Source organism: Paraflavitalea devenefica, from assembly GCF_011759375.1.
GTDB lineage: Bacteria > Bacteroidota > Bacteroidia > Chitinophagales > Chitinophagaceae > Paraflavitalea > Paraflavitalea devenefica.
On record NZ_JAARML010000004.1, the window covers coordinates 681,908 to 708,676 of the forward strand.

The 26,769-nt window shown below is 47.6% G+C and carries 27 protein-coding genes; 17 read left to right on the forward strand and 10 right to left on the reverse strand.

The genetic code is table 11. The features are described 5' to 3' along the window. Positions 1 to 153: 153 nt before the first annotated feature. The 6 genes from HB364_RS24225 to HB364_RS24250 are packed head-to-tail and all read right to left on the reverse strand — an operon-like array spanning position 154 to position 6,748. The gene (locus tag HB364_RS24225; protein WP_167290910.1) at positions 154 to 2,919 is read right to left on the reverse strand and encodes a T9SS type A sorting domain-containing protein; all 2,766 of its coding nucleotides are present in this window, start codon (positions 2,917 to 2,919) and stop codon (positions 154 to 156) included. Between the two features lie 24 nt (positions 2,920 to 2,943). Continuing rightward, entirely contained in the window at positions 2,944 to 3,864 is a 921-nt protein-coding gene (locus HB364_RS24230; protein WP_167290911.1) for a methionyl-tRNA formyltransferase, read from the reverse strand. A gap of 3 nt (positions 3,865 to 3,867) precedes the next feature. Next, the gene (locus HB364_RS24235; protein WP_167290912.1) at positions 3,868 to 4,989 is read right to left on the reverse strand and encodes an ABC transporter substrate-binding protein; all 1,122 of its coding nucleotides are present in this window, start codon (positions 4,987 to 4,989) and stop codon (positions 3,868 to 3,870) included. A gap of 35 nt (positions 4,990 to 5,024) precedes the next feature. Further along, entirely contained in the window at positions 5,025 to 5,567 is a 543-nt protein-coding gene (locus HB364_RS24240) for a phage tail protein (protein WP_208420071.1), read from the reverse strand. A gap of 41 nt (positions 5,568 to 5,608) precedes the next feature. After that, positions 5,609 to 6,163: a phage tail protein gene (locus HB364_RS24245; protein ID WP_167290913.1), complete on the reverse strand. Its 555-nt coding sequence runs from the start codon at positions 6,161 to 6,163 to the stop codon at positions 5,609 to 5,611. Between the two features lie 42 nt (positions 6,164 to 6,205). Further along, positions 6,206 to 6,748: a phage tail protein gene (locus HB364_RS24250; RefSeq protein WP_167290914.1), complete on the reverse strand. Its 543-nt coding sequence runs from the start codon at positions 6,746 to 6,748 to the stop codon at positions 6,206 to 6,208. 474 nt (positions 6,749 to 7,222) lie between these two features. Here HB364_RS24250 and HB364_RS24255 point away from each other — a divergent pair, with 474 nt between their 5' ends. After that, complete coding sequence (locus HB364_RS24255) at positions 7,223 to 8,503, forward strand: DUF2130 domain-containing protein (RefSeq protein ID WP_167290915.1); 1,281 nt, start codon at positions 7,223 to 7,225, stop codon at positions 8,501 to 8,503. 32 nt (positions 8,504 to 8,535) lie between these two features. Next, entirely contained in the window at positions 8,536 to 9,231 is a 696-nt protein-coding gene (locus HB364_RS24260; protein ID WP_167290916.1) for an SH3 domain-containing protein, read from the forward strand. Between the two features lie 4 nt (positions 9,232 to 9,235). Here the strand turns inward: HB364_RS24260 and HB364_RS24265 are convergent, their stop codons facing one another. Then, positions 9,236 to 9,874 carry a 4'-phosphopantetheinyl transferase family protein gene (locus HB364_RS24265; protein ID WP_167290917.1) on the reverse strand — a complete coding sequence of 213 codons (639 nt, stop codon included), beginning with the start codon at positions 9,872 to 9,874 and terminating at the stop codon, positions 9,236 to 9,238. Between the two features lie 69 nt (positions 9,875 to 9,943). On the opposite strand from HB364_RS24265, the gene dcd reads away from it, so the two are divergent. After that, on the forward strand, positions 9,944 to 10,480 hold the full coding sequence (gene dcd / locus HB364_RS24270; protein ID WP_167290918.1) for a dCTP deaminase: 537 nt from the start codon (positions 9,944 to 9,946) through the stop codon (positions 10,478 to 10,480). On the opposite strand, the gene HB364_RS24275 is transcribed toward dcd, so the two are convergent. Continuing rightward, positions 10,477 to 11,556, reverse strand: coding sequence for a DUF3810 domain-containing protein (locus HB364_RS24275; RefSeq protein ID WP_167290919.1), 1,080 nt, complete (start codon positions 11,554 to 11,556; stop codon positions 10,477 to 10,479). The two genes, dcd and HB364_RS24275, sit on opposite strands and share 4 nt — an antisense overlap. 114 nt (positions 11,557 to 11,670) lie before the next feature. Here HB364_RS24275 and HB364_RS24280 point away from each other — a divergent pair, with 114 nt between their 5' ends. From HB364_RS24280 to rnhA, 5 genes are all read left to right on the forward strand, one after another. After that, positions 11,671 to 13,302, forward strand: coding sequence for an acyl-CoA carboxylase subunit beta (locus tag HB364_RS24280; RefSeq protein WP_167290920.1), 1,632 nt, complete (start codon positions 11,671 to 11,673; stop codon positions 13,300 to 13,302). Positions 13,303 to 13,483: 181 nt separating this feature from the next. Continuing rightward, complete coding sequence (locus tag HB364_RS24285) at positions 13,484 to 14,281, forward strand: choice-of-anchor J domain-containing protein (RefSeq protein ID WP_167290921.1); 798 nt, start codon at positions 13,484 to 13,486, stop codon at positions 14,279 to 14,281. Between the two features lie 26 nt (positions 14,282 to 14,307). After that, the gene (locus tag HB364_RS24290) at positions 14,308 to 15,015 is read left to right on the forward strand and encodes a choice-of-anchor J domain-containing protein (protein WP_167290922.1); all 708 of its coding nucleotides are present in this window, start codon (positions 14,308 to 14,310) and stop codon (positions 15,013 to 15,015) included. A gap of 105 nt (positions 15,016 to 15,120) precedes the next feature. After that, positions 15,121 to 15,858, forward strand: a complete 738-nt coding sequence (locus HB364_RS24295; RefSeq protein WP_167290923.1) for a YiiX/YebB-like N1pC/P60 family cysteine hydrolase — start codon at positions 15,121 to 15,123, stop codon at positions 15,856 to 15,858. Positions 15,859 to 15,870: 12 nt separating this feature from the next. Beyond that, on the forward strand, positions 15,871 to 16,341 hold the full coding sequence (rnhA, locus tag HB364_RS24300; protein WP_208420072.1) for a ribonuclease HI: 471 nt from the start codon (positions 15,871 to 15,873) through the stop codon (positions 16,339 to 16,341). A 122-nt stretch (positions 16,342 to 16,463) separates the two neighbouring features. Here rnhA and HB364_RS24305 read toward each other — a convergent pair whose 3' ends face one another. Continuing rightward, complete coding sequence (locus HB364_RS24305) at positions 16,464 to 17,048, reverse strand: DUF6580 family putative transport protein (RefSeq protein ID WP_167290924.1); 585 nt, start codon at positions 17,046 to 17,048, stop codon at positions 16,464 to 16,466. A gap of 54 nt (positions 17,049 to 17,102) precedes the next feature. Then, positions 17,103 to 18,323: a mannose-6-phosphate isomerase, class I gene (gene manA, locus HB364_RS24310; RefSeq protein WP_167290925.1), complete on the reverse strand. Its 1,221-nt coding sequence runs from the start codon at positions 18,321 to 18,323 to the stop codon at positions 17,103 to 17,105. A gap of 38 nt (positions 18,324 to 18,361) precedes the next feature. Between manA and HB364_RS24315 the strand changes: the two genes are divergently transcribed. From HB364_RS24315 to HB364_RS24355, 9 genes are all read left to right on the forward strand, one after another. Continuing rightward, positions 18,362 to 18,721, forward strand: a complete 360-nt coding sequence (locus HB364_RS24315) for a YraN family protein (RefSeq protein WP_167290926.1) — start codon at positions 18,362 to 18,364, stop codon at positions 18,719 to 18,721. 61 nt (positions 18,722 to 18,782) lie between these two features. Continuing rightward, positions 18,783 to 19,283 carry a YkgJ family cysteine cluster protein gene (locus tag HB364_RS24320; protein WP_167290927.1) on the forward strand — a complete coding sequence of 167 codons (501 nt, stop codon included), beginning with the start codon at positions 18,783 to 18,785 and terminating at the stop codon, positions 19,281 to 19,283. A 139-nt stretch (positions 19,284 to 19,422) separates the two neighbouring features. Further along, positions 19,423 to 20,322 carry a site-specific tyrosine recombinase XerD gene (xerD, locus tag HB364_RS24325; protein WP_167290928.1) on the forward strand — a complete coding sequence of 300 codons (900 nt, stop codon included), beginning with the start codon at positions 19,423 to 19,425 and terminating at the stop codon, positions 20,320 to 20,322. Positions 20,323 to 20,442: 120 nt separating this feature from the next. After that, positions 20,443 to 21,564 (forward strand): serine hydrolase domain-containing protein, encoded by a 1,122-nt coding sequence (locus HB364_RS24330; protein WP_208420073.1) that lies wholly within the window; start codon positions 20,443 to 20,445, stop codon positions 21,562 to 21,564. A 519-nt stretch (positions 21,565 to 22,083) separates the two neighbouring features. Then, the gene (locus HB364_RS24335) at positions 22,084 to 22,566 is read left to right on the forward strand and encodes a hypothetical protein (RefSeq protein ID WP_167290929.1); all 483 of its coding nucleotides are present in this window, start codon (positions 22,084 to 22,086) and stop codon (positions 22,564 to 22,566) included. Between the two features lie 235 nt (positions 22,567 to 22,801). Next, the gene (locus tag HB364_RS24340) at positions 22,802 to 23,284 is read left to right on the forward strand and encodes a hypothetical protein (RefSeq protein WP_167290930.1); all 483 of its coding nucleotides are present in this window, start codon (positions 22,802 to 22,804) and stop codon (positions 23,282 to 23,284) included. A 570-nt stretch (positions 23,285 to 23,854) separates the two neighbouring features. Further along, positions 23,855 to 24,478, forward strand: coding sequence for a DUF4240 domain-containing protein (locus HB364_RS24345; RefSeq protein ID WP_167290931.1), 624 nt, complete (start codon positions 23,855 to 23,857; stop codon positions 24,476 to 24,478). A gap of 76 nt (positions 24,479 to 24,554) precedes the next feature. Then, on the forward strand, positions 24,555 to 25,040 hold the full coding sequence (locus tag HB364_RS24350; RefSeq protein WP_167290932.1) for a GNAT family N-acetyltransferase: 486 nt from the start codon (positions 24,555 to 24,557) through the stop codon (positions 25,038 to 25,040). A gap of 677 nt (positions 25,041 to 25,717) precedes the next feature. Beyond that, entirely contained in the window at positions 25,718 to 26,710 is a 993-nt protein-coding gene (locus HB364_RS24355) for a hypothetical protein (RefSeq protein ID WP_167290933.1), read from the forward strand. The last annotated feature ends 59 nt before the right edge of the window (positions 26,711 to 26,769 follow it).

The window sequence follows — 26,769 nt, forward strand, 5'->3', positions numbered from 1 at the left end:
TACAGAATGCTACCGCGCTTAGGTTTTTCCTGATTAAATGCAGCAACCTGAAATTCATTAAAAAAGGCCTGACAGGTTTTGCTTGTAGCACAAACAAATCTGTCAGGTCCTTCAAATTCTATCTTCTGTATTCTGTCTCCTGTATTCTGTATTCTATTCTTTCAGTATCCTAATAGTTTGTCCATTCTTCAATTTCAACGTATACACTCCGGCGCTGTACTCCAGCATCGGTATGGTGATGATGCTTTGCGTTATTTGTATCCGCAGCAATTCCCTGCCTGTTCCATCATACAGGTAAGCAGGCGTATTCAACAGTTCTTTATCGGTGACATTCAAGGTAGCGGTCTTTTTAACCGGGTTGGGATAGAAGATCACCCATCCCTTGCGATCGCTCTTCAGCAGGAGGGTCCTGCTATAGGTTGACCGTCCGTCGAGATCAGTTTGTTTGATCCGGTAGGATGCGTTGCCTGTTAAGGCCTGTGTTTCCTGGTAGCTATAGGTATTTTCACCACTTCCTTTTGATAACAGACTGGTCATGGCCACAAATGGCTGTCCGCCTATCGATTTCTCGATGGTATAGGAAGCCACCTGGCTTTCTTCCACTTTCCAGGTAATGACCGGCTGCTCCTGCGCATTCAGTACCCCGTTCACAGAACGCCAGGTAACGGGCAGCAGTGTTTGGGAAGTTTGCAGGAAGAAACCGCTAAAGCCGGTTACGTTAAAGCTGATCTCCCAGCGGTTCTGTGTAGCATTCCATACAATGTCACTATCCACGGGATCAATTACTACGCCGGGACCGGGATAAGTGCCAGGCAGGCCGGTAACGTTGCTGCTGACGCCTATCTGTTTAGAGAAGCGTACATTGGCTTTACCGCCACCATCTGAGGGACCTGTGGGCAGTTTCAGCGGGGTGTTGGGCGCTGCGTTAAATGCATCGAATTCCGGCTGTGTAAAGTAGAGGGTTACACGCGCTGTAGCAGTAGCTGCCCCGGAAGCCGGCATGATCTCATAATGCCGTGCCACATAAGGACGGTTTAAATAGGTGGGCACACCCGCTTCGAACCATATACGGGCAGCCACCGTACCACTTACCGGGGCGCCGCCATTGGGTACGAGGGTGGCTATGAAGTTACAGCTTGCATCATAAATATTGTTGTTGGTAGCCGATACAGTAAAGGAGGTATTGGAAGTATTGGCTGATGCCAGTTGGCTGGCAGGCGTAATCGTATAATTCTTGCTAACCGTGTTGCCGATAGCGTCTGTTACGGTTACACTTAATGTGGCGCCGGGACACAGACCGGTGGCAGTATTGGTAGTACTTACATTGGGCGTCCAGGCGTAGGTATAAGGCGTTACTCCACCGGATGGTGTAACTGTAGCAGTTCCATTACAGCCTACGTTACAGGTGGCGGGCGTTTGCGACTGGGTAGCGGTAAGCGGCAGGGGATCATCGTACCTGGCCAGTATTACATCGGATGTTGAGGTACCGGGAGGGGCCAATACCGGCAATGGAGAAAGGGTTAAGTTACTGCCAAAGCTGCCGGTGATCCATATAATACCGGGAGCGCCGGCAGCGACTGCCAGGCCCTGGTTGGATATAACAGTAGTATTGTCTCCCGCACCATGCCCCAGTAATTGTCCGTTCCCGTCTGTTGCGTTGACACGCGCCAGGAATATATCATCCCCATTGGTCCGTGTGTTGGTGATGGTAACAGGCGATGCGAGGTTGGTAGGCAGGCTAAGCGTTCCGCGGAAGGCCCCTACGATAAGAATGCCACCGCCCCCATCAGAGGTAATACCATTACCCCTGTCAACACCGGCGCTGCTGCCGGCCGCTTTTGACCAGGCAAAGGAATTATCATCCGGGCTATACCTTGCATAAAAAGCATCATTGGTGGCGCTGGCATTGGTCAATGCGGGATTGGAGCCAAAGGTGATGCTTGAGCTGGCAAAAAAACCCGTGAGCACCACATCCTGTGTAAAGGCGTCATAGGCAATTCCCAATCCATCATCAGCAAGTGTACCGCCTACTCCAATACCGCTGATGAAGGCGCCATTGGCAGCATTGACTTCCAACAGACAGATATCCGTTGATCCGGCATTGGTGAGTATAACAGATGATGCAGGCGTAGTAGTAGTATAAGTAGCGGAGGCACTGTTGTAACTACCGGTAACGATGACCTCATTCAATGCAGCCACGTAAGTAATGCTGCTCCCTTGTCCGTTATCAGTATTACCTAATGCACCACCCGTACTCACCCAATTAAACGCACCGGATGTGGGGTCTAACTGCGCCACAAAAAGATCAGAGGAAGTACCCCCATTTACATTGCGCGTAAAGGGACCAAAGGTAGAGCTGGTAAAGAAATTCCCGGATACGTACACATTTCCCGATCCGTCCAGGCAAAGCGCCTGCGCATTGTCCACACTGCCGCCGCCAAAATCGGTGACCCATATACCAGCACCGGTGGCAGCACTCAGTTTGGCAACAAACCCCTCTATACCGGTGCCTGTTACCGGGGCCAGCGGGGGCACTGTTAAGGTACCGTTATAGCTTCCGGCCACATATACGGAAGTGCCATCAGTAACGATGGCATTTCCTACATCATTGCCGGTACCTGCCGGGAAACCAACGGCCCACTGGCACGCACCGGCAGCATTAAATTTAGCTACATAGCATTCATTGGCCGTAGCTGCAGGCAAAGGCCCTGTACCAAAATCAATGCTACCCACATAGCTGCCGGTGATATACACATTACCGGATGCATCGGTAGCAATGGCAAGCCCCCTGTCGGTCCCTGGTGAATTGGTGCCAAAGCCGTCCCGGAAGGCCCAGGTTTGGGCTACAGTGGTCATTGACCCCAACAAACATATCGTTAGTAATAATACAGATAGTACAGCGTACAGTTTTGATTTCATATAAAGGTTTTAAGTGTTTATTGTTTAGGTAAGTTGGTGTCCTTTTTGTAATCCGAAGGCAGCCAGTTTATGACCGGGATAAAATCCCTCTTCACAATAGACCACTTCGGCTTTAATAGCTTTTCCGCCTTTGCAGGCGATGGTAAACCCTTCTTCCGTATTGATGGAAATAACAGTACCGGGCAGCTTTTCACCGCCTGTTTGATTGACCACAGCCGCATGGCTGATGCCAAACATCCAATCATTCCAGCGGGTAGCAGCGCCTTTGTTCCAGGGATTGCAGGCATTCACCAGGGCGTTGACCTCAGCGGCCTCCATGGTAGCCCAGTTGATGAACAGATCAGCCGGGGCCGGCCTGGCATACCAGCGGGCTTTGGTATGGTCCTGTTCTGTTTTTTGCAGGGTACCGGTAAGCAATCCATTGAGCAACATGCCGGAAACATGTACGCCGGCATAAGCAAGCTGTGTATAGAAAAGTCCAAAGTTGACGTCTGGCGTAAGCGGTACCGGCTGTTGCAATAGTATAGGACCGGCATCGAAGGCTTCGTTCATTTCATGCACCGTAACAGCGCCTGCGGTTGCCCGGTTACGTATCATCCAGAATAAGGGATTGGCGCCCCGCCATTCCGGCAGCGGCGCGTAATGAAAGTTGATGAACCCGAATTTTGGCATACGGATAGCTTCACCCGGAATGAGGAAGGGAAATGTTTTTACCAATACTACATCGGGCCTGTAGCGCGTAAGCCAAAGGAACAGGTCTGTATCTATGGTACGCTTGTGAAAACCTTGTATAGGTACATTAGCCCGTGTACAGGGTTGTTCTATCAACAGGCGTATTTCCTGGTTGCGTTGCGGTACGCCCACCGCCACCACCAACCCGGTGGCCAGCAACTGGTCCAATGCCGGCAACGCAATCCTGTCATTACAAAGTATCGCAATACGCATAGGCTATATACATAAGTAGTTGTTCTTCCAACCAGATCCCATTTCCGGTTTATCATGGTGCACCAATTCATGATCGGCGGCCGAAACAAGCAGGGTTTCCCTGGTGTGCAAGGCACACTTACCCTGTTCACCGGCCATGATCACGCCTTTGTATAAAGGCGCATAAGTAAATTGTGTTTGCGGGTGGATGGTAACAATGCCACGCGGACTGTTGTATGAAAACCCGTTCAATGTATCCACCCCTTTTTCCAGGGCCTGCAGCAATACGCTGCCTGCTTCCCAGCCGAGCAGGTGAAAGATGTTTGGTTTTTTCTTTTTCTCCCGGCTGATGGTAGTTGTAAACAGTTGCTGTTCTTCACCCTGGATGTCGGAAGCCCAGGGTACGATGGCATAGAAGGTACCACCCGGAAAATCACATTTGGATAAGAGTTGCTCTTCGGCCATGAAAGGAGAGCAATAAAAAGGCAATGCAATGGCAGCGGGATATTTTTCTTTCAGTGCTTTTATAAAGAGATCGGCCAGGTAGGCACTGAAGCAGGCAGCCACTGATTGGGCGCCCGAACTATGCAACAGTTCCAGGTAGTTATCTATACTGAATTCGGCTTCTTTATAACCGCTGACATAGTTGCCGCAGATACTGCCGCCGGCTTCCTCCAGGCCACGGGAATATTCCCATGGTCCGCGGTAACCGCCATCATAAAAGGAGGTGGCCATTAATACTTTCCGGTTCTTTTCACCAGCCATGTAACCAGCTATCCGGCAGGCATGGACACCCTGCAGGGAGATATGATAGCAATAAGGATGTGCTGCTGCTTCGGGCAACTGCATGCCGGGATCAACAAAGATGAATGGCTTACCGGCGGCTGCAGCCAATGCATAAATCGGCTCGGCATTGGATACATTACAATAAGCAATGACTGCCTCCACATTATCCTGTAATAATAGCTTCTCCGCCTTTGCATAGTTGAGGGCATGGTCTTCGCCATACCCTATGTTCTCCGCAATAAACCGTATGTCTTCCCGCTGGTGGTGGGCAAGGTGATACCGGAGACCATCCAGTATATCAAAACCCAGTGATGGATAATCGGTGGAACGTGGTAATAAAAGTCCGACAGCTATGGACATAGTATCTTTTTAATAATGAATGCCGGTTAATGCTATTAGTTCCTGGAAGGGAATACACCCGATGTACAAATGAGATAATTGAGCGCCATTACCGGATGCAGGTTCGAAAAAGGTGTTGAGTTACCGACAGGCTGCATGGTCAGGTTACCCGGGTAAGCCTGCATCTGGGCAGTCGGTGCAGATCCGTAAAAGGGTTCACCGGAAGCGGAGGTGGCATATACGTTGCCTGCCGGTCCGGTAGCATCAGACGTAGCTGCCGCCGCAGGTATGATCTGCAAGGTGGCAGGATGATTATGAACTGCCAACTGGGTGCTGATGAGTGTGGTATTTTCTGTTCCGTCCACCTGTCCCAGGTCGTACGGTGAAAGTCCCGGTCCCTGGCCCTGGCCCACTACAGCGCGTCCGCGCAGGTCGGGTAAGGCAAAGGTGGTTTGACCATTGCCACCATAGGTGGTGCCCAGTATGGAAAAAAGGGCTGTATTTTGTGCAATGGATAATATTTGTCCACTACAAAGCGCAAATGACCTGGGCGCGAAGTTGCCGGCAAAGATGGTTACAGATCCAAGAATATAGTCCATAATAAGTTTGTTTAGTAGTGCAGGTAATAGTTTATAACTGGTTAATTGCGCGATGGGAAGATGCCCTCTAGTGCAATCACATAGTTCATGGCCAGGTAGGGCGATATAATAGATATTGGCTGGCTCTGCCCGGCAGGCGCCGTAAAGGTGGAGCAGGTAACTGTTGCCATTACATTGCCGGTAGGGGCCGTAGCATACACGCTATTGGTAAACACTAAGGCAGGCACTGCGTTGGTGGGATCGGCTACCGTTCCGGCAGTGCCATGGCACGCAGGCTGGCCGGTAGCGGTTAGAAGCGTATGTGGGTGCGGCGGAAGATTGGCAGCCAGCATGGTAACGTTTTCCGTGCCACCCACTTGTCCCAGCTCATAGGAGCTCATACCGGGCGCCTGCCCCGCATGGATGGCTACGCGACCGCGCAGGTCGGGCAATGCAAAAGTGTTTACCCCATCGCCTCCGAAGGTGGTGCCCAATAAGGCAAAAAGGGCTTCATTTTGTGAAATGGCCATCAGTTGTCCCTGGCAAAGGGCCCAGCTCCTGGGCGCAAAATTGCCGGCAAAGATGGTAATAGTGGCTAAGTATGGTTGTGCAAACATAGTTGACGACTTTTAGAATGATCAGATAGATGGTGTAATGCATTAATTACGGCTGGGGAATAGTCCCTGCAGGCAAATGATATAATTGACGCCGAGATAAGGGCTGAGCATGGGAAGCGGCTGACCGCCTCCGGCACTACCGATGGTCCCTGTATAAGTGGGCGCGTGCATGGCAATACCGTTGGTAGGCGTAGGTGCGTAGGCATTGATAAAATTGCCCGGATAGTTAAAATCGGGCGCCGGATCGGTACCCGGATTGACATCAGCATCGAGCTTGAAATTAGCAGGTCCGTTGTGGGTATGCGAGGGCATGTTGTTCAACAAGAGCGTAACGGCTTCGGAACCGATCTTTTCTCCTAATGTATAGGGTGATAGACCAGGTCCCTGTCCTGCACTAACAACCGTACGGCCACGCAGGTCGGGCAAAGCAAAAGTAGTGGTTCCATTCCCCCCATAGGTTGTCCCCAATAGGGAGAACAATGCCTGATTTTGACTAATCGGCAGAATTTGCCCGCTGCAAAATGCCCAACCACGGGGAGCGAAGTTTCCTCCAAAGCAGGTTACAAATGCAAGAATTCCTTCCATAAATGATTATTTAGGTTTACGTGATACAATAACATACTTGAGCTAAAAAAGCAGCGCTTCTTTAACAGGGACAATGAAGTACGTAAACAGGAGCATTAACCGTGTATAAGGGATCGGATAAGGCTAATAACTACAATACATTAGCCCTCAGGGTTAGGGATAGTTGCTACAAAGAAGTCAATGGGTGTGTTACCGGGACGGATTAATGTGGTGGAGAGTCATCATAAAGAGGCGTTATAAAAGTAGGCAAATTTGATAACATACTATCAACGCATAAAGTTTTTTAACGTAGGCTGGAAAACATACGATCATCACAGTAAGCTATTATACTTCAACATCTTCTGCCCTTAGAGTGATAATTAATGCGAACAGTAGCCGACCTAAGCGAATAAGATTGCGTAGTACTACGGTGCCCTCTGCTGCCCTTATCGTCCCCCTGTTCCTTTTTAATTAACTTGCCGCCAAAACAACAGGATGGCAACGGATATAAAATGTCCCAAATGCGGGCATCAGTTTGATATTGAAGACGCTGTATCGGAAGAATACAAGAAGGAACTGCGGGAACAGATGGTCGCTTATAAAAAGCAACGGGAAGAAGAATTTGCCAAAAAGGAGAAGGAGCAGGCTGAACAGTTCAGCCGCCGGGAAAAGGAATTACAGCAACAGGCACAGGCCAGGGAAACAGCCTACACCCAAAGGTTCCAGGAAGAGAAAGCAAAACTGCAGCAGTCGCTGGAAGAAAACCTGCGCAAAAGCATCAGCGCCGATTATGAGAACCAACTACACCTGCTGGCACAAAATAATAAAGACAATGAGGAGAAATTGAAACTGGCCCGGCAAAAGGAGCTGGAATTCCTGCAAAAGGAACAGGCCCTGCAAACCCGGGAAGCCGAGCTGGAACTGTCGGTACAACGCAAACTGCAGGAAGAACGGGGCAAGCTATCAGAAGAGCTAAGAAAACTGGAAGAAGAGAAGACGGCTGCCAAAGATATTGAACATCAACTGCGGCAGAAAGAACTGGAAAAACAACTGGAAGACCAGAAACGGCTGATCGAAGAGATGAAACGCAAGGCAGAGCAGGGCTCCACCCAATTACAGGGAGAGATCCAGGAACTGGCACTGGAAGAGATGTTGAAAGTGGCTTTCCCCTTTGATATGATCAGCGAGGTAGGTAAAGGTATCCGCGGGGCCGACTGCATACAAACCGTCCGCAACCAGTTTGGCCAGGAATGTGGGCGTATTATTTATGAAAGTAAGCGCACGAAACATTTTGACAAGGCCTGGATAGAAAAGCTGAAGACCGATATGCGTAGCACGACGGCCGATGTGGCAGTGATTGTAAGTCAGGCTTTGCCGGAACAATTGAGCAAGTTTGGGCAGGTGGAAGGTATCTGGATCTGTTCTTTTGCCGAGGTAACCGCCCTGGCGCATGTACTGCGGGACGGTATTGTTAAGATCTTCAATGCTGCCAAATCGCAGGAGAACCGCGGCGATAAGATGCACCTGCTGTATGATTACCTCACCAGCAATGAGTTTGGTGAACAGTGGAAGGCCATCCGGGAAGGTTTCCAGGCGATGAAGTTATCTATCCAGCGGGAAAGGGATGCGATGGAAAAATTGTGGAAGGCCCGGGAGAAACAACTGGAGAAGGTATTGCTGAATGCCGCTCATATTAAGGGCTCCATTGAAGGCATTGCCGGCAGTGATCATATTCAGTTGAATTTACTGGATGAACCTGATCTGTTGGAGGAATAAACGTATACTTGCGGCCGATTTAAGGCTTTGATATGAAATATGTATTTGCTTTCGTACTGGTTGTAAATAGTTTATTGGCTGCTGCACAAAGTTACCGGTATCCGCCCCGTAATGAGGTGAGTAAGGACAGTTCCCTGAAGGTATTTGTCGACACGCTGAAAGCAGTGGTGGCACGCAAGGATGCTCCTGCCCTGCTGAAGTTGTTGAGTCCCACTGTACAGGTAACTTTTGAAGATACAGAGCGTAAGGAAGATTCGCACAATAATGTCAAGGGATTTAAGGAAATGTATGCGCCACAGTATCCCTCATCACAGGTATGGAAGAACCTGCATACCGTGATCTCCCTGGGAGGTGTGTTTGGAGGAGATCAAAATGGGTTTGTCTTTCCTTATGCCTCCCAAATGGAGATCAGGGGTAAAGAGGATTATTGTAGCGGTTGTGGCGAATGCCTCACTATTATAGCGCCGGACGTGAACGTACGCAAGAGTCCTGACAGGCTATCGGCTGCCCTGGGGAGGTTGAATTATGATGTCGTGAAAGTGATAGAGGAGCCTGTTTCAAAAGTGTTTGGCGGTAAGTCCGACAACTGGGTGTATATCCAAACCTTCGACGGTAAATTAACCGGCTGGGTAAGAAATGACCTTACCTGGGATATATGCGATTACAGGCTACTACTCGAAAAGAAAAAGGGGAAATGGCAGATCGCCGCCTTTATTGCGGGAGATTAGGGCATCAGGTCACCACCCAGGCCAGGCCCAACTGATCAAACAGGCGGGCCGTGACGGTCATAGGAACAACGGTATGTTTCCGGAACTCAAAAGGCATGATGATCCATTCGTTGGCGCCCGACACAACAGGGCCACAAAGCCGGATATGTTCCCTGAAATCAACCATCCCATCCCCATACCACTTATAAATGGCCTCTTTGGCGCTCCATAGCAAGGTGGTCAGTTCCAGGTGTAGTTGCGACAGTGGCTCCCAATCCTGCAGGAAAAGCGCCTCCTCCTTATGTAGAAATTTCTCTGAAATACCCCGCAAACGGGGAGTCACCAGCTCAATATCCACCCCTACCCGGCGGGTACTACTCACGATGGCAGCGGCAAAGTTGCCACAATGGGAAATGGAAAAGTGATAGCGCTCATTTTCCAGGAAAGGCTTGCGGGTATCGGCCACCAGTATTTCAGACAATGGGAAATCCCCGAATAAAGCAGGCAGCAGGTACCGGCCTGCCAGGTGCTGCAAACGCTTGTACGGGTGCGACACATCCCGCTTGAGCGGTACTTTCTCCAGGAAGAATGATTCCGGCTCTTCTATTCGCCAAATCCCCACTTTTGTATTGTCGTTAATATTATGTTGATAAAACAGCGCCACTGTATAATTTTAGCATTTACTTTCGCTTCCTGAGCTAAATTCACCTCAAATATAAAATAAGCATACCACATGATCTTGTCGGACAAGCGCATATTGGAAGAAATAGAGAAGGGAACCATAAAGATAGAGCCTTACCAGCGAGAATGCCTTGGCAGTAATTCCTATGATGTGCACCTCGGCAAGGTACTGGCTACCTACCGGGAGCATATACTGGATGCCAAAAAACACAATACCATTGAGTCTTTCGAGATCCCCGAAGAAGGATTTGTATTATATCCCCATGTTTTTTACCTGGGTGTTACGATGGAATACACAGAAACCCATGCCCATGTGCCTTTCCTGGAAGGAAAGTCCTCCACAGGCCGGTTGGGTATTGATATCCACGCCACTGCGGGAAAAGGGGATGTGGGCTTTTGTGGCAACTGGACGCTGGAGATCTCGGTAAAACAGCCGGTAAAGGTGTATGCAGGTATGCCGGTAGGTCAATTGATCTACTTCCCCGTAGAAGGGGAGATTGAGGTGAAATACAACCAGAAGCAAAATGCCAAATACAGCGGCCAGCCCAACAGGCCCGTGGAAAGCATGATGTGGAAGAATAAGTTTTAAATAGCTGCTGCCCCATACTTTTTATAGTAGGCAATGAGCCATGCTATCACTTCATTATAACTCAGCTTGCCGGACGGCTGTTCATTGGCTTTAAGGTATTGCGCATATAATTTATCAATCACGGCTTCCACCGGGTTGCGATGGCGGCGCAGGAAGTCCCTCAGTTCCGCATAATCTTTCTGCACCCCTACCGGCAGGGCCAGGGTGAACTGCTTCGCCAGTATAGAATCCTGCCGGTACAGGTAATACCAGGAATAAGAATACAGGTCAAAATAAACAGAATAGCGGAAGGCGGGATCGGCAGAAGATTTGGCAGCCAGGTAACCGGCAAAGTTGGCTTCATTCTCTTTCGCATATCCCAACTGATGACCTATTTCATGACAGGTAGTAAAAGGCAGTACAAATACCGGCATGGTGGTGTTGACCTGCGCTTCTCCTGAAAAGGGATTATAATACCCCGAAAACCCCAGGTAATTACCCAGGTAACTATACAAGGAAGGTTTTACTGACTGAAAAGAATAACTGATGCCTTTGTAATGCAGGTTAAGACTATCGTAGGCATTGACCGCGCCTTTAAACAAGGTACGTTTTTTATACAGGGCTTCCCGGTTGAGCCGCCCCGTTGAGTCCAGCGCATACAACCTCTCGGTAATCGTTTGTATAACGGCCACCAGGTCGTTCCTGGAATAAGGGTGCACCTGCAAGCCCATATCAGCCGCAATACCATGACGGTTATAGTTAAGTCCCCACAGGAGATTGAAGGAGATATAGACCCAGCAAAAGATAACTAACGCTAACCGGGCGCCCTTTGCCCAGTATTGGCGGTCGGCTTTCCTTCTGTATAAGCGTTTGATCAGGTCAATCAATTTGCGCAGGAGGAAGAGGATCGCTATACCGTAGAAAAGATCGCCGATGCTGAAAGGTATCCAGCCGAAAAGGGCGCGCTGTACGGCCGAAGTAAAGCGATACAATCCATGGGTATAATACCGCTCTACCGCATTGGGGAAAAGGGAGAATAATTTGATGATGAATGCCACTGCCAATAATATAACCAGGGTCTTGTTTTTCTTCCACATAGCCTTTAAAAATAGTAAAATCTTTCCGGGTCGTTAAGACAAGTGCGTTAAACTTGTATAAACCTCCCCGGTTTCAGCGAAAAGCTTATTTTGTGCTATCTAAACGCTTGCATCATGAATATGGAATTTAACAAGAATGAAGATGTAATGAAACTATCCCTGAGTCAGTTGCGCCAGCGGTTTGACCAGGTGGCATTGGGAGGCGGCAAGAAGGCTATTGAGAAACAGCGCGAGAAGAATAAGCTTACTGCCCGTGAACGCATTGAATATTTACGCGACCAGGATAAACCTTTTACAGAGATAGGCGCTTTTGCAGGCTGGGAGATGTATGCCGATCAGGGCGGTTGCCCATCGGGCGGTACGGTAGCGGGCCTCGGCTATATCAGTGGCCGGCAGTGCGTTATTGTTGCCAATGATCAAACCGTGAAGGCAGGCGCCTGGTTTCCCATCACCGGCAAAAAAAACCTGCGCATGCAGGAGATCGCTATGGAGAACAACCTGCCGGTAGTGTACCTGGTAGACAGTGCAGGCGTTTTCCTGCCCATGCAGGATGAGATCTTTCCCGATAAAGAACATTTTGGACGCATTTTCCGCAATAATGCGCGCATGAGCGCCATGGGTATTCCACAAATAGCAGCCGTGATGGGTTCTTGTGTAGCCGGGGGCGCTTACCTGCCCATTATGAGCGATGAAACGCTGATGGTGGAAGGCAATGGCTCTATTTTCCTGGCTGGCCCCTACCTGGTAAAAGCCGCCATTGGAGAAGAGGTAGACAGTGAAACCCTCGGCGGCGCCGTAACCCATACCGCCATTAGCGGCATTGCCGATTATAAGTTTGATACCGAACAGGAATGCCTTGACCAGGTAAAGAAGATCATTGGCAAGCTGGGCCACCATAGCCAGGCAGCCGGCTTTGACCGCATAGCACCTGCTGAGCCGAAGAAACCGGCCACAGAGCTATATGGTATTATCCCATCAGATGCTACCCGGCCGTATGATATGCTGGATGTTATTGAACGGCTGGTAGACGATTCCGAATTTGAACAATTCAAACAGGATTATGGCAAAACGATCCTGTGTGGTTATGCCCGGATTGACGGATGGGCAGTAGGCATTGTAGCCAACCAGCGTAAGATGGTGAAAAGCAAAAAAGGCGAGATGCAAATGGGAGGTGTGATCTATAATGACAGTTCGGATAAGGCAGCCCGGTTTATCATGAACTGCAATCAAAAGAAGATACCGCTGGTATTTTTACAGGATGTAACCGGCTTTATGGTAGGCTCACGCAGTGAACAGGCCGGTATTATTAAAGATGGCGCCAAGATGGTGAATGCCGTAGCCAACTCTGTTGTGCCCAAGATCACGATTGTAGTAGGCAATTCTTATGGCGCCGGTAATTATGCCATGTGCGGAAAAGCCTATGATCCCCGGTTCATTTATGCCTGGCCGGGCGCCAAGATAGCAGTTATGGGAGGCGACCAGGCCGCTAAAACTTTATTACAGATACAGGTAGCCGGTATGAAAGCCAAAGGCAAGGAAGTATCAGCAGAAGAGGAACAACAATTACTGAACGCCATCAAAGGACGGTATGATCAGCAAACCACCCCTTATTATGCCGCTGCCCGTTTATGGGTAGATGGTATTATTGATCCGCTGCAAACCCGTCGTGTTATTTCGGAAGGACTGACTGCTGCCAATCATCAACCCTATATGCCACCCTTTAATACAGGCGTGATACAGGTGTAAGAAGCCATATCCACACTACCCACTCTCCATGAGTGTTTGCGCTCATTCTAACCCCATTTAGTAACCGGCCTTACACACTTTAGGAAAAGATATCATAATTGCAACAGGTGGCTAAGTAGTTTTTGAGATTTTATCAAAAAATGATTATTTTCACTGTAATCATTTACCAAACTATCTGTTCATGAGAAAATTTACCCTGACCAGGATCATTCTGTTCATGTGTGTCATTGTTACAGGAGTAACTGCCTGTAAAAAAGATGATCCGGCAACCCTTATCCCTCCCCCACTACCAGACCAATCATTTGTAGAAGAATTTGATACGGTGGCCAGTGCTTATCACCGTGGCTGGATGCCCATTAATAACAGCAGTCCCCGGGGCTACAGTTTATGGTCACAGGGAGGCGGACCGCAACCTTACTTTGCCCCCTATTCTTCAAAAGGTTCCTATGCGGGCTTTATTGCCTGTGATGCATTGGTTACTGAAGCGGATGCTGCGGTGGCCAGTAACTGGCTTATCTCCCCGCCTGTATGGATGAAGAACGGCGATAAAATTGTGTTCTACACCCGCGCGGTCCTGTTCCTCGATGGCTCTTTCTCCCAGGACTATGGCAATAACCTCGAAGTTTGTATTAATCGTAAGAATGATGGCACCAATGTAGGGGCAGCAGTGGATCCCCGCTCACCGGGTTTTGACTATGCTGCCGACAGGGGCGATTTTGAGTTGATACACTCTATTAATCCTCCTACTTACAGCAATGCCGACGACTGGTTTTATTACCGCATCTCTACCGACGATCCGGCGGCCTATGATCCGAAAGCCTACCCTGCCAACTGGACAAGGTTTGAGATCACACTGGCTGGCTTCAGCAAGCCACACAAGGGACGGTTTGCCTTCCGCTACTATACCCTTGATGCCGGCTATACCGGCAATGGCAGTGCTGTAGGCATTGACAGTGTAGCGTTTGTAAGTAAACAATAATTCCCGCGCTCCAAAAAAACATTCTTATGAATAAGCAATTATTCCTTTCCTTAACAGGGCTGTCAGCACTCGTACTGCTGGTCATTTCCTGCGAAAAAGATTTTAAAGCAGAAGAAAAACAGGCCCCGCCGCCCGTTGTTTCCAAATCATATAAAGAATCCTTTGATACGGTAGGCAATCTTACCAAAAAAGGATGGCTGATCGTTAATAACAGTGAGCCGCTAGGGCCTATCGGATGGCGGCAGGGACGCTATGAGCTGGGCGGCAAACTGGGCGATGAAATCGTAGGATTCCCGGCCTATTACGGCGTTTACAGCCAGAATGAATATGCGAGCGTGGACATGAACTGCGGACAGGGAGCGGCCATCCTCAGCGCCTGGCTGATCACCCCACCCACAGACATGAAGAATGGTGATGAAATTATTTTTTACAGCCGTACCAAAGGAGATTATGCAGACCGCATGCAGGTATGGCTGAACAAAACCACCAGCAATCCCAACCCGGGCAAGGGAGCTATGACCACCGGCGATTTCACCGTGAAGCTGCTGGACATTAACGAAAGCATGGGAGCCGATTATCCCGTTGAATGGACAAAATATACGCTTACGCTGAGTGGTATTTCCGGCACAGTAAAAGGCCGTATCGCGTTTCGTTATTATGTAGAGGACGGCGGCCCCGGTGGCTCTTTTGGCGACCAGGTCGGTGTTGATGAATTTGAATTTGTAAGCAAATAAATACAACTTACTTTTTGCTATTGCGATCGTTCCCGCCAATAACGGGAACGATTTTTTTTATTGTTCATTTTTGCCGATCATTGTCCCTATGTTACCAGCCTTATAATGCGTGTATTACTATTCATATCCGCTTTGTTCATCGGGCTATGGCCTGCCCTTACCGGCTGCCAGGGCACGGAAGAAACTGCCGCCCATCCCCCCGATGAGGTAGCAATGGAAATACAGCAGATGAAGAAAGCCAATGATTCGATGATACAGGATGCCCGAAGGGTCATTCAGCCTGGCGACCTGGTACTCCGCACCGGCACCGATTATGCCAGTGAGCAGGTGAAAGCATTATCAAAGCAGGACCGCACCTATTCGCACGGAGGCATTGCGGTTGTTGACAGCGGCAAAATATTCATTTATCATGTAGAACCGGATAATCACCATGTACATGATAAGGTACGGAAGGAGTTGCTGGACAGCTTTTGCAATCCGGCCAAAAACCTGGGCTTTGCGGTAGCACGGTATACCCTTGCTGATGAACAGAAAACAAAGCTCCTGGCTTATATGGACAAGCAATACCGGCAGCAGGTGGTTTTTGATATGCATTTTGACCTGAAAACAGATGATAAACTGTATTGCTCTGAGATGATCAAAAAGGGACTGGCGCAAGCTACCGGCAACCACATCGTGGTGGCAACTGATCGCATCACAGACCGTAATAAGTTTAAACTGATCAAACGATATTTCAAGTTAACCGAAAAGCAGATTGTGACGCATGACCTTGTTCCCATTGACCACCTCTACCTGAACCCATGGTGCACTGTTTTAAAACGATACCCTTTTCAAACGCTTTAATCCATTTCCATTTTGACGAATAATAAAGAACTGATTGTTTATACCGATGGCTCTTCCCGTGGGAATCCCGGTCCCGGCGGCTATGGCGCTATTTTAATGTATGGCGGTAAAAGCAAGGAACTGTCTGCCGGTTATCGCCGTACTACCAATAACCGTATGGAATTGCTGGCCGTAATAGCTGCCCTGGAAGCATTGAACCGGGAAAGCTTAACGATCACGATCTATTCCGACAGCCAGTATGTGGTAAAAGCCGTAAAAGAAGGCTGGCTGAAGAAATGGATCGCTACCAACTTCAGCGGCGGCAAGAAAAATAAGGACCTCTGGCTGCGCTACCATGCACTATCACAAAAGCACAATATCCGTTTTGTGTGGGTGAAAGGACATGCGGAGAATGTATACAATAACCGCTGTGATGTGCTGGCCACTACAGCAGCAGATGGGAAGCACCTGTTGATAGATCAGGGATATGAAGCGGAAGGGTGAGGAGGAGCGGTTAGCTTTTAGCGGTTGACAAGTTGATCGCAGACACAAAAGATAATATTCATAAGAAAGCCCGGCATCCATTGGTGAATGCCGGGCTTTTGTATGTTAAACAGTTTAAATAATTAATCTGCGAAGGCTGCTGTGGCAGGCGCCTTGTGTTTTACCGGCCTGCTCCTGTTCACAAAATAATATACGCCAAAGAAGATAGCGCTGAAGAAGAAGGTGCCTATAACAGATCCCTTGAAGAAAGGAAGGGCACCGGTAAAACAGGCAACCAATCCATCCCAGGTTAAGGGATAAAGGTCTACCCCTACACCCAGCCATACCATCAGGTTGGACACTATGAAAAAGTAAGTGGGTGCTATGAGCGATCCCAATACAATATTCTTAATGTTTACCTTTTGCAAGGCAATACCTACCAGGGTAACAGATGCCATGATGAGGTAATTCACCAATTGGCCATCATAGAATCCCCTGATGGGTGTCAGCCCTTTGGTGTACAGTATTTCATAAATAACGTCAGAAATAAAGAGCGAAAAGAGTGGCAAGGCAAAAGCCCATGCCTTGTTGCGGATGGCCAGGCCACCAAATAAAGCCATGGCAATTTGTGGCGCAAACCCCAGCATACGGTTGTCAAAAGCACGGTACACCGAAGCCGCCGCAATGAGCACGATACAATAAATGACAGTTGATCTGTTAAGTTTCATACGCGAAATTAATAATGCAAAATTAGCTTATTTTTCTCAAAGGTGGTAGCCTACTTACGCAGGCACTGTAGCCGTGAAAATGACGGTATTGTCCGTGCTTTTAAACTGCACGCCGGTTCCCGCTTTGGCCAGCATGGCCTCTCCTTTTTTGAGGGGCAGGTGCTCACTGCCCGCTGTAGCTTCTGCGCTGCCCTGGTACACAAAATAGATATCGGCTGTGGTGGCTGTTACCGTGGTTTGTTCGCCCGCTTTCAGGGATATCCGGTGCAGTTCAAAATCATTGACCGGTGTAGGGAATATCTCCTCTCCTTTTGCTTTGCCGGGTACGCCCGTAATAACCTGGGGCACCACCGGCTCAAACCGCACATGCTTCATCAGCTCACTGACGTCAATATGCTTATTGGTCAATCCGCCCCGCAATACGTTGTCCGAATTGGCCATGATCTCCATATTCTGCCCTTCGAGGTAAGCATGCAGGATACCCGCGTCCTGGAAAATGGCTTCACCGGGATGCAGGTTTACTACGTTGAACAGGTAGATGGAAAAAATACCACGGTCTGTTCTACCCGGCTCACAAAAAGTGTTGAAGGCGCGGGCTGCCCAGAAATCTTCCTGCTCTTTTTTCAACGCTCCTTTTTCATACAGGGGCAGGATGCGATCCAGCAAAGGCTGCAGGTGATCATTAACGGCCTGCTGGTCCATTTCCATCACCGTCTTATACAGGGCGGCATAGTTACCTTCGCCAAAAACAGGCAGCAGGAATTGCAATTCCGGTGTTTGCTGCAATACCTGTTTGAGCTGGTGGGCCGGTTTAAATCCATGCAATAGCCAGAAATCGCTGAGCGCCAGCATCAGTTCGGGCTTGTGGTTGTCGTCCTTATAATTCCTGTTGGGTGCTGTAAGGGCCACTCCCTGTTTATTTTCTGCCGCAAAGGCTTCCACCGCCGCCGTTTTCTCAGGATGCACCTGGATAGACAGCATATCTTTTACGTCCAGCACCTTGAACAGGTACGGGAGCCTGCCAAAACGGTCATTCACTGTTTTCCCCAATATCGTGACAGGGTCCTGCGCCACCAAGGCATTTAATGGCTGTTTCTGGCCATTGGCAGTGATGATATCCGCAGGCGCATTATCATGGGCGCCCATCCAGTATTCAGCCGCTGGTTTATTATCCGGATTACCCTGTTGCAACAAAGCAGGGATAAATTGTGATCCTCCCCATGCATACGGTTGAACCTTTCCCTGAAGCTTACTTATTTTTGTACTATTGTCCATAATCCTGTTTAAGGGCACAATAATACAAAAAGCTTGTCATGGCCCGACACAATGAAACCGGTAAAAAGGGAGAAGCATTAGCCGCCAGCTACCTACAGCAACAGGGATTTACTGTACTGCACAGCAATTGGCGCTACGAGCGTTATGAAATAGATATTATTGCCACCCGGGAAGAGGTATTGCATTTCATTGAAGTCAAAACCCGTCAGTCCCTCAGCTTTGGCCTTCCCGAAGAAAGCGTTACCTACCAAAAGATCAGGCATATTGTTACGGCAGGCGTGGCATTTCAATACCAGTACCCCTCCTGGAAACGGGTACAATACGATGTACTGTCCATTCTGCTCATCGATGAGCAGCCACCGGAATACCTGTTTATTGAGGATGTGTATTTGTTGTAGAAGCCAGAACCCGGATTCTCTTTATATTGCACTTATTTATACATCTAACCCAGGTATTAAGATGGCCTTCAATCTTCGTTCATTCAAAAAGATCATGCTCAGCAACCGTTCTATGTTCAGACGGTTCCTTACCAAACTGGAAAACAATCCACCCCGTGGCCTGGACCAACTGGCTGCCCGTACAGATATAGAAGTATGGAAAGAGATGGATTGCCTGGCCTGCGCCAACTGTTGCAAAACCATGAGCCCTACGTTTACACAAGTGGATATTAAACGGATCTCCCGCCACCTGGGTATGAAAGACGATGAGTTCCGCAAGAAGTGGCTGTACAAAGACCGCAATGGGGACTGGATCAATAAACAACAGCCCTGCCAGTTCCTGAACCTGAAAGACAATAAGTGCTCCATCTATGAAGTGCGCCCGCGCGATTGTTCCGGCTTTCCGCACCACACCAAGCGCCACATGACCGAGTATATGCATGTGTTTAAACAGAACGTAGAATATTGTCCCGCTACCTATAAACTGGTGGAGAAGATGATGGATAAGGTGAACGCAAAATAGTTCCGGGTTTGGCGTTCCGCGTTCCGGGTCCTTCACGTGTAACTTACTGCTGCTATGGTAAAATCGCTGTCACTGTAAAGTCAAGCTGATCAAGAGGCGGAGCAACCCGAAACTAAAAACCCGAAACCCGAAACATCTTATGTGGGAACCATATAAAAAAGGATTCAGGGCTTTCCTCCAACTGGAGAAATCACTGTCCGACAACTCCGTGGAAGCTTATGGCCGCGATATTGAAAAGCTCACCCAGTTCCTGCAGCAACAGGGCATAGAGAAAAATCCGGCTGCACTGGAACTGAACGACCTCCAGCAATTCATCCGGTGGGTAGCAGAGTTGGGCATGACCTCCACCTCCCAGGCAAGGATCATCTCCGGCATCAGGGCCTTCTACAAATATTGCTCCCTTGAGCAGATCGTTACCAATGACCCGACCGTATTACTGGAAGCACCCAAACTAAAACGGGCCTTGCCGGATGTGTTGAGCGTGGATGAAATAGAAAGTATCATCAGCCAGATAGACCTCAGCAAACCGGAAGGCGGGCGTAATAAGGCCATCCTTGAAACAATGTACAGTTGCGGACTGCGTGTAAGTGAGGTGGTGAACCTCCGTATTTCCCAGTTATACCTCGATGTAGGTTTTATCCGCGTTATTGGCAAAGGCGATAAAGAACGGCTGGTGCCCATTGGCACTTCTGCCACCAAATACATCACTATTTACCGGAACGATATACGGGTGCATGTACCCATTAAAAAGGGACAGGAAGATATTTTATTCCTCAACCGCCGTGGCAGCAAGCTCACCCGCGTCATGATCTTCCTGATGCTGAAAGACCTGGTAAAGAAAGCCGGCATTACCAAGCAGATCTCGCCCCATACTTTCCGCCATTCCTTTGCCACACACCTCGTAGAAGGCGGCGCCGACCTGCGCGCTGTACAGGAAATGCTGGGCCATGAAAGCATTACCACCACCGAAATATATACCCACCTCGACCGGGATTTCCTGCGCGATACTTTGCAAAGGTTCCATCCGGCGTTTAAATAGTATTTGCACGGCGCCAGGGCCGTCCTCGTTACTGCCGGTGAACCTGTCAATACCGGGGGTGAAATGTGTTATGATTGATTAAACGTTCCCTGTATCTTGCCGGTCAAACGTCCTATATTCATGAAAAAGATACCCATGCTGATTCACGCTGCAGGCCGGTGCGCCCTGCTCATCCTGGTTGCCCTTGCTTCCTTTACGCAAAACGCCCATGCCCAGTATGATTTTTCCAAAGTTGACGACTGGCTGGCCGATAATGTATCGAAGATGGGAGGCCGCACTATCCTTCTCGTATACAAAGATGGAAAGATCATTCATACCGAAGCCGTTAATGAAATGAGCAGGCGGCAGAAAATGGTAGGAAAGTTCATCGCAAAGCGCCAGGGGAAAACGGCCAACACAGACGACTTTACGCCCACTACCCGCCAGTTGATAGCCAGTTGCAGCAAATGGTACAGCGCTGCGCTCGTGATGACCTTTGTAGACGAAGGCAGGCTGAAATTGGAAGATACCGTGGGCAAATGGTTGCCGGCGCTTGCCCGGAGTGGTAAGGGCCATATCACCATCAGCCAGTGTCTTTCACACATGACTGCCATCAAAGCGCCCGACCTTAAAGAAAGCCTGCAGGAAATGCGAAAATTCAACAGCATGGACGAAGTCATTGAGAAAATAGCCTCCTACCCGATGGAAGGACAACCCGGCAAGGTGTTCCGGTACAGCAATACAGGCCTACAGATAGCCGGCGCTGTTATAGAAAAGATCAGTGGCAAAAACTTTGAGACCTTGTTTGCCGAACGTATAGCTCGTCCGCTCGATATGAAGAACTCCGATTTTGGCAAAGGCAAAGTAGCGCTTCCTGCCGGTGGGGCCAGCAGTACGCCCAATGACTATATGAACTTTCTCATCATGCTGCTCAACAAAGGTGTCTTCAACGGGAAACGCATCCTCAGCGAAAAAAGCGTGGCCGATATGCAGGTGAACCGTGTTACTAACGATGTTAAAGTAGCCTATGCGCCTGCGGAAGCAGGCAACTTTGGCTATGGCTTTGGCGGATGGGTGATGCGGTCGCATGCCGCCGGTGCCACGCAGGGGCCCGTTACCAGTCCCGGTCTCTTTGGCAGCTATCCCTGGATTGATAACCAGCAAGGTTACTGCGCCTTCCTGATGTGTTTCTATCTTAAAAACGATGGCCGCCACGAACGCTACGTACAACTGAAAAAGCTGGTGGATGAGGCGGTGCGATAGGCATCATTGAAGAGAGGCTAGTGGGGTGATGGGATCTCCTTCACCTCTCCTTCGCTATTGCTTCATACCATGTTCGCTCCCCTGCCCTATAAGTGCGCTTTAAACACGGCTATGGTACGAAGCAATCCCAAAGCAAAAGCAAGGAACCTACCAATATCCGGACAATAATCCCTAACCGGGAGAAAGCTGGTCCGTGATTACAAAACTGATTGATCCTAAGTCCATTGCCTGGCCCCATCCTTGTCCAATCCTTCTTTTACCCTTGTACCAACCATGTGCTGGGTGCGCTTTAACCTACAAGGATCACACAAGGATTGCACAAGGTTTGCACTTCCCTGCCATTATACCCATTTCAGGGTATTGCCCTGACGGTCAACATCTATTAATTTTTAAGTAGCATATAATCCTTCCCAGCAGAGTCTCCCGAAGGGACTCTGCGTCCACCCGAAGGCATTTTTACCCACTTCACGGTATTGTCCTGACAGCCAACATCCATTAATTTTAAGTAGCATATATTATATGGCTAAATTCACCGGCATACCGCCCATTACGGGAACTATTGGTCCCGTTTGCATCTACCAGATGTACGGGCAGTATTTTATGCGTACCCGCAGTTCCCTCACTGGTGAGCGGGTGAAGAAAGACCCGGCCTTCCGCAAGACCATGGAATATGCCTCCCTGCTGGCCAAAGCCTCACGTATTGGTTCAGTAGTATATGCTGCCCTGCCAGCCGACAAAAAGCAACACAGCCTTTACCGGAAACTTACCGGCGAAGCCATGTTCTGGCTGAAGCATGAGTGGTCAGTAGAAGATGTACTGTCTTTTCTGCTCAAAGTATATGGCGGGCAGGAAGTGCTTACGGAAACGCCGCCTGCCCAGGAAGCTGAAACAGTTTCCATAAAAGGATCCATCCTCGACAAAACGCAGCGGTTGAAAAGAAAAAACCGCAGCGCTCTTCCTTATACGGCATTGATAAGAAGCTACATTGCGGATAGCGGTTAATGACACACGTCGGAATATCAAGATTTCTTAACGATTATCTCTGTATTGACAGGCATATGGGCAAAATAAAGGATGCCTGCGGCATGGTTTTGCTACCCATTTGATAGATAGAGTTCCGATGTAACGAGGATACAAAAACTAACCTAAGTTGTATTTGCGGCACACGGAATACCGCCATATCGAAAATGCTTTAACGTCATACGCAATAAAAACTCCTTAACACAAACTTCCCTTTATGAATCTTCTTCACTACGAATTTATTGATGGCCCAGACGATTCAATTAACGGCATGCTACGAAAACTCGTAACAGATGTCAGATATAATCGATCAATGGTATCTATCGAAGAGTTCAGAGCTACATTGCCTAGTCTGAAAAAAATTGAACAACAAGTTCAACATTCAGACACGCAAATTGGGCGACCTTACCGTAATTATATAGAAGAAATAATGCAAGAACTGGAACAGGAATCTGAAAATGAAATAAATATTGAAGATGACCTAAGAAGAGCTACAGTTGCAACGATTACCTCCATTTTAGGTCAGCAACTCAATTTTGAGAGTTTATCATTTTCGATTGGAAAGGCAGAACATTATCCTTGGCTAAGATTCTCAGGATACCTTGATGAAAGTCCAGCTGACGCCAATATTGTAATAGCCCGGGAAGTATTTCGATCCATATGTAATAAGTATAACTATATTTTTATTGATTTATCATAAAACACAATGCATATAACAACATGGCATTGCCGCAATTGGGGCTAACAAACAAATTTCAACGGTTGTGGCATTATGGAACTTTAGTGCTAAATTCAACAGACGATTTTCAAATTTCCCCGCTACAGAAATACCCAAACCGTTAGCTGCAACCCCTTCAACATAAAACCAATACAATGAAAAAAAAATTCCATACTCCTTTATCAGCAGTGGATCGGACAGGCGAAATTCTAATCAACTTCTTTCTTATCTTCAGTAATTCTATTGGGCTTCTGTTCCGGCTAACGGATCACAGAATACCAGCACAGCAGCAAGCCCTGTACGTCGAAGGCAATTCAGCCAAGATTGTCAAACTAAAATAGGAGATGAGGATTACCTAAGAGCATATATATTGTCAGAAAAGAATAAACCATGGTTTATCCACAATTTGGGGTTTTGATTTGGAGAACCCAGGAGAACCAATATTCTACGACTTGAATAGTGCTGTCGAACACATTAATAACAAAATGAATGAATGATAAAACTAAGACAAATAAACTGTATATAGTCCCATGCATGAAACCATAACATCAAATGCAAGTACTCTACATAATTCTTACAGCCTTAATTTTTATCATACTTATCAGGCTATTATTCCGAAAAGTATTAGACTTACCGGCTTATTCCGGTAAACTCCTGACAGACAATTCAAGTGTTGACAATCTAATGCCAGAGGGTAAATTTTGGGAAATAATACATGAGACAAAAAAAAGCAGCAACCGGCGTTATCAAATCCAATGTCAGCTATTGACAGAACACCTCAATAATTTAAGCGGAGAAGAAATTATTCAGTTTGACAGGACTTTTAGTTTTCTGATGGCAAAGTCGTACAGTTACAAATTATGGGAGCCTGCCTATGCATTAAACGGTGGGTGTTCCGACGATTGCTTTGAATATTTTCGTTCATGGCTTATTGGACAGGGAAAGAATACATTTTATTGGACCACAAAATATCCCCGGGTTTTATTTCTCGTTGGAGTAAAAGAGTTAATAGAAAATTATGAAGGTATTGCTTATTGTGCATACGAAGCTTATCAATACAAGACGGGACAGGATTTACCTGAAAGACAAGACATACAATATTCAGATGGCGGAGAGGTGTTTAAAGAAGGAGAAGCTTTTCTACGTTATCCTGAGCTTGCGTTATTAGCTTGGTGACGAATGGTTATATACAACATCCGGGTTGTTGGTATGCATTAACTTTGGCTTGTAAGCAGACAGAAAAAAATTGGGAATGATAGAGATCAGAAAAGCCACACCGGAAGACCACGACCAAATCTGGAATATTATCAGGCAAGTAATTGCCGGAGGCGACACGTATGTTTTTAGCCCGGACAGTTCGAAAGAAAAGATGTTGGCCTATTGGTGTGGGCAGGATAAGCATACTTATGTTGCGACCATTGACAGCCAGGTTGTCGGCACTTTTGTTATTAAAGACAACCAACCTGACCTTGGTTCCCACATTGCCAATGCATCTTATATGACATCGCCTGCTGCAACAGGACAAGGTGTTGGAAAAGCGATGGGGGAATTTTCGTTAGCAGAAGCAAAGCAACTGGGTTATAAAGCAATGCAGTTTAACATTGTTGTTTCAAGCAACCAGAGAGCAGTACGTTTGTGGGAGAAACTGGGATTTAAAATAATCGGAGAAATTCCAGAAGCATTTAACCATAAGCAATATGGACTTACGAATGCTTTTATCATGTATCGTAAGCTTTAATCGGGAAGAAGAAGAGCGCTTCGTTAGCAGCTATTTTTCAGGACATCTAAACAAAAAAGCAAGGTGACGGAAAAGGATATTCTCATACGGAATTTAATTGTGGAAACCGGGACGAAAGACAATCAGCCCACCAGTTTTATCCCAGGATGGGTTTTCAACCAAAATCAACAGGATATGTTAAACGGTTAGACTAAAGTCACTTCAGGACTTATTTTACTCTCTCCATAGCTATTTTAGAACGAAACATAGCCGCATATTGGACGGGTTTGGAAAATTTGGAGAGACTACCACATTTTCGGTCTTATCTGTTCCTGTCGCGCATAAGCCTATCCAGTTGGCTTCCAGGCCAGCGCAAAAACATCGATAGCTGCGGCGGCATGAATACAAGATCATTATGGCAAGACTATTTCTACTGTCCACGCAATCGTTTGTCAATATGAAGTTAAAAACGCAAAACCTCCGCTATCGCGGAGGCTGTGCTGATCTTGGTTTGTCGGGACGGCTGGACAATTGTCGAACCAATATTTGGATGATTTGATAGATATTCAGCAACTTAAATATTTAATAATAAGTAATTACAGTAGTCGTGGTGGTTTCCCCTAATTCGATAGGTCGAAAAGTGAAGTTTAGCATTCTCTCAACAGTAATCGAACTAATTTTGAGAAACCTCTGCCGTCATGAAAATTCTCCCGCTCATAGCCCTATTCCTGATCAGCCAGCTTAAGGCTGCAGCCAGCGATATTTTTTACTGGAACTGGTGCATTGTCGATGAGAAGCTTCATGTGTCAGGCAGACTCGATAATCAGCAAGAAATAACCATTACCCTCGATGCACAAACTACGATTTACCGGTTTACCCACTTGTATGTGGCCATTGAGGAAAAAAATCATTCCGGGCTTTCACAGTTCCTGAAGACTGTCGACGCTTTAAGCAACGAGCTTGTCAAACCTTTCATAGGAGCTTTACGGCAAAGCAAAGCCATTGTACTTACAATTGATTGGCGACTGTTGTTTTCGCCCATTGAAGTGCTGATGACAGATTCAATGCAACTGGCGCTTTACCGGCCAATGCTATTCCAGATGGGAAACAAGCCTGCAGATATCGAAGGAGATACAATCCGGATCAGTAAGGGACTTATACTACGGGACACCACTGCGGACACCGACAATAACTGCCAGCAGATTCTCAGTAGGTATCCTCAATCTGAACTAAAGTATATTCATACCCTTAGTGAAAAGGACCTGGCAAGCAATTATAATATTGATTTTCTTTTCGTGAGTTCTCATGGGCAGATCGATGGCGCTACCCTTTCTGGTGGAATAAAAATTAATGACACTACCATTGTCAGTGAAAATATTCTACGGCACAATAATCCCAAACTTATTTACATGGATGCTTGCGCACTAGGCCTTAGCGTTCCTTACCTCTACACATTGTCTCAGACCAAAGAGATCAATTACTATATCGGATCACTCATAACAGTAGATATAAGTGATGCAGCTACTTATACTATAAACAGGTTCTTTTATCTCCTCGAAAAAAACCACAACCCGGTCATCTCACTCTGGAAGACTAAGCAAGCTTGCTTTCATAATTATGGCCCGGAGTATGTTAAGTCGATGCTTACGACGATCAACAAGTCGTTAATGTTCAGAGTTTATAAATTGTAATAAATCGGGATGATTTATGAGGTAAGGCTTATACTTTTTAAGGGCAGGATAAAGCACCC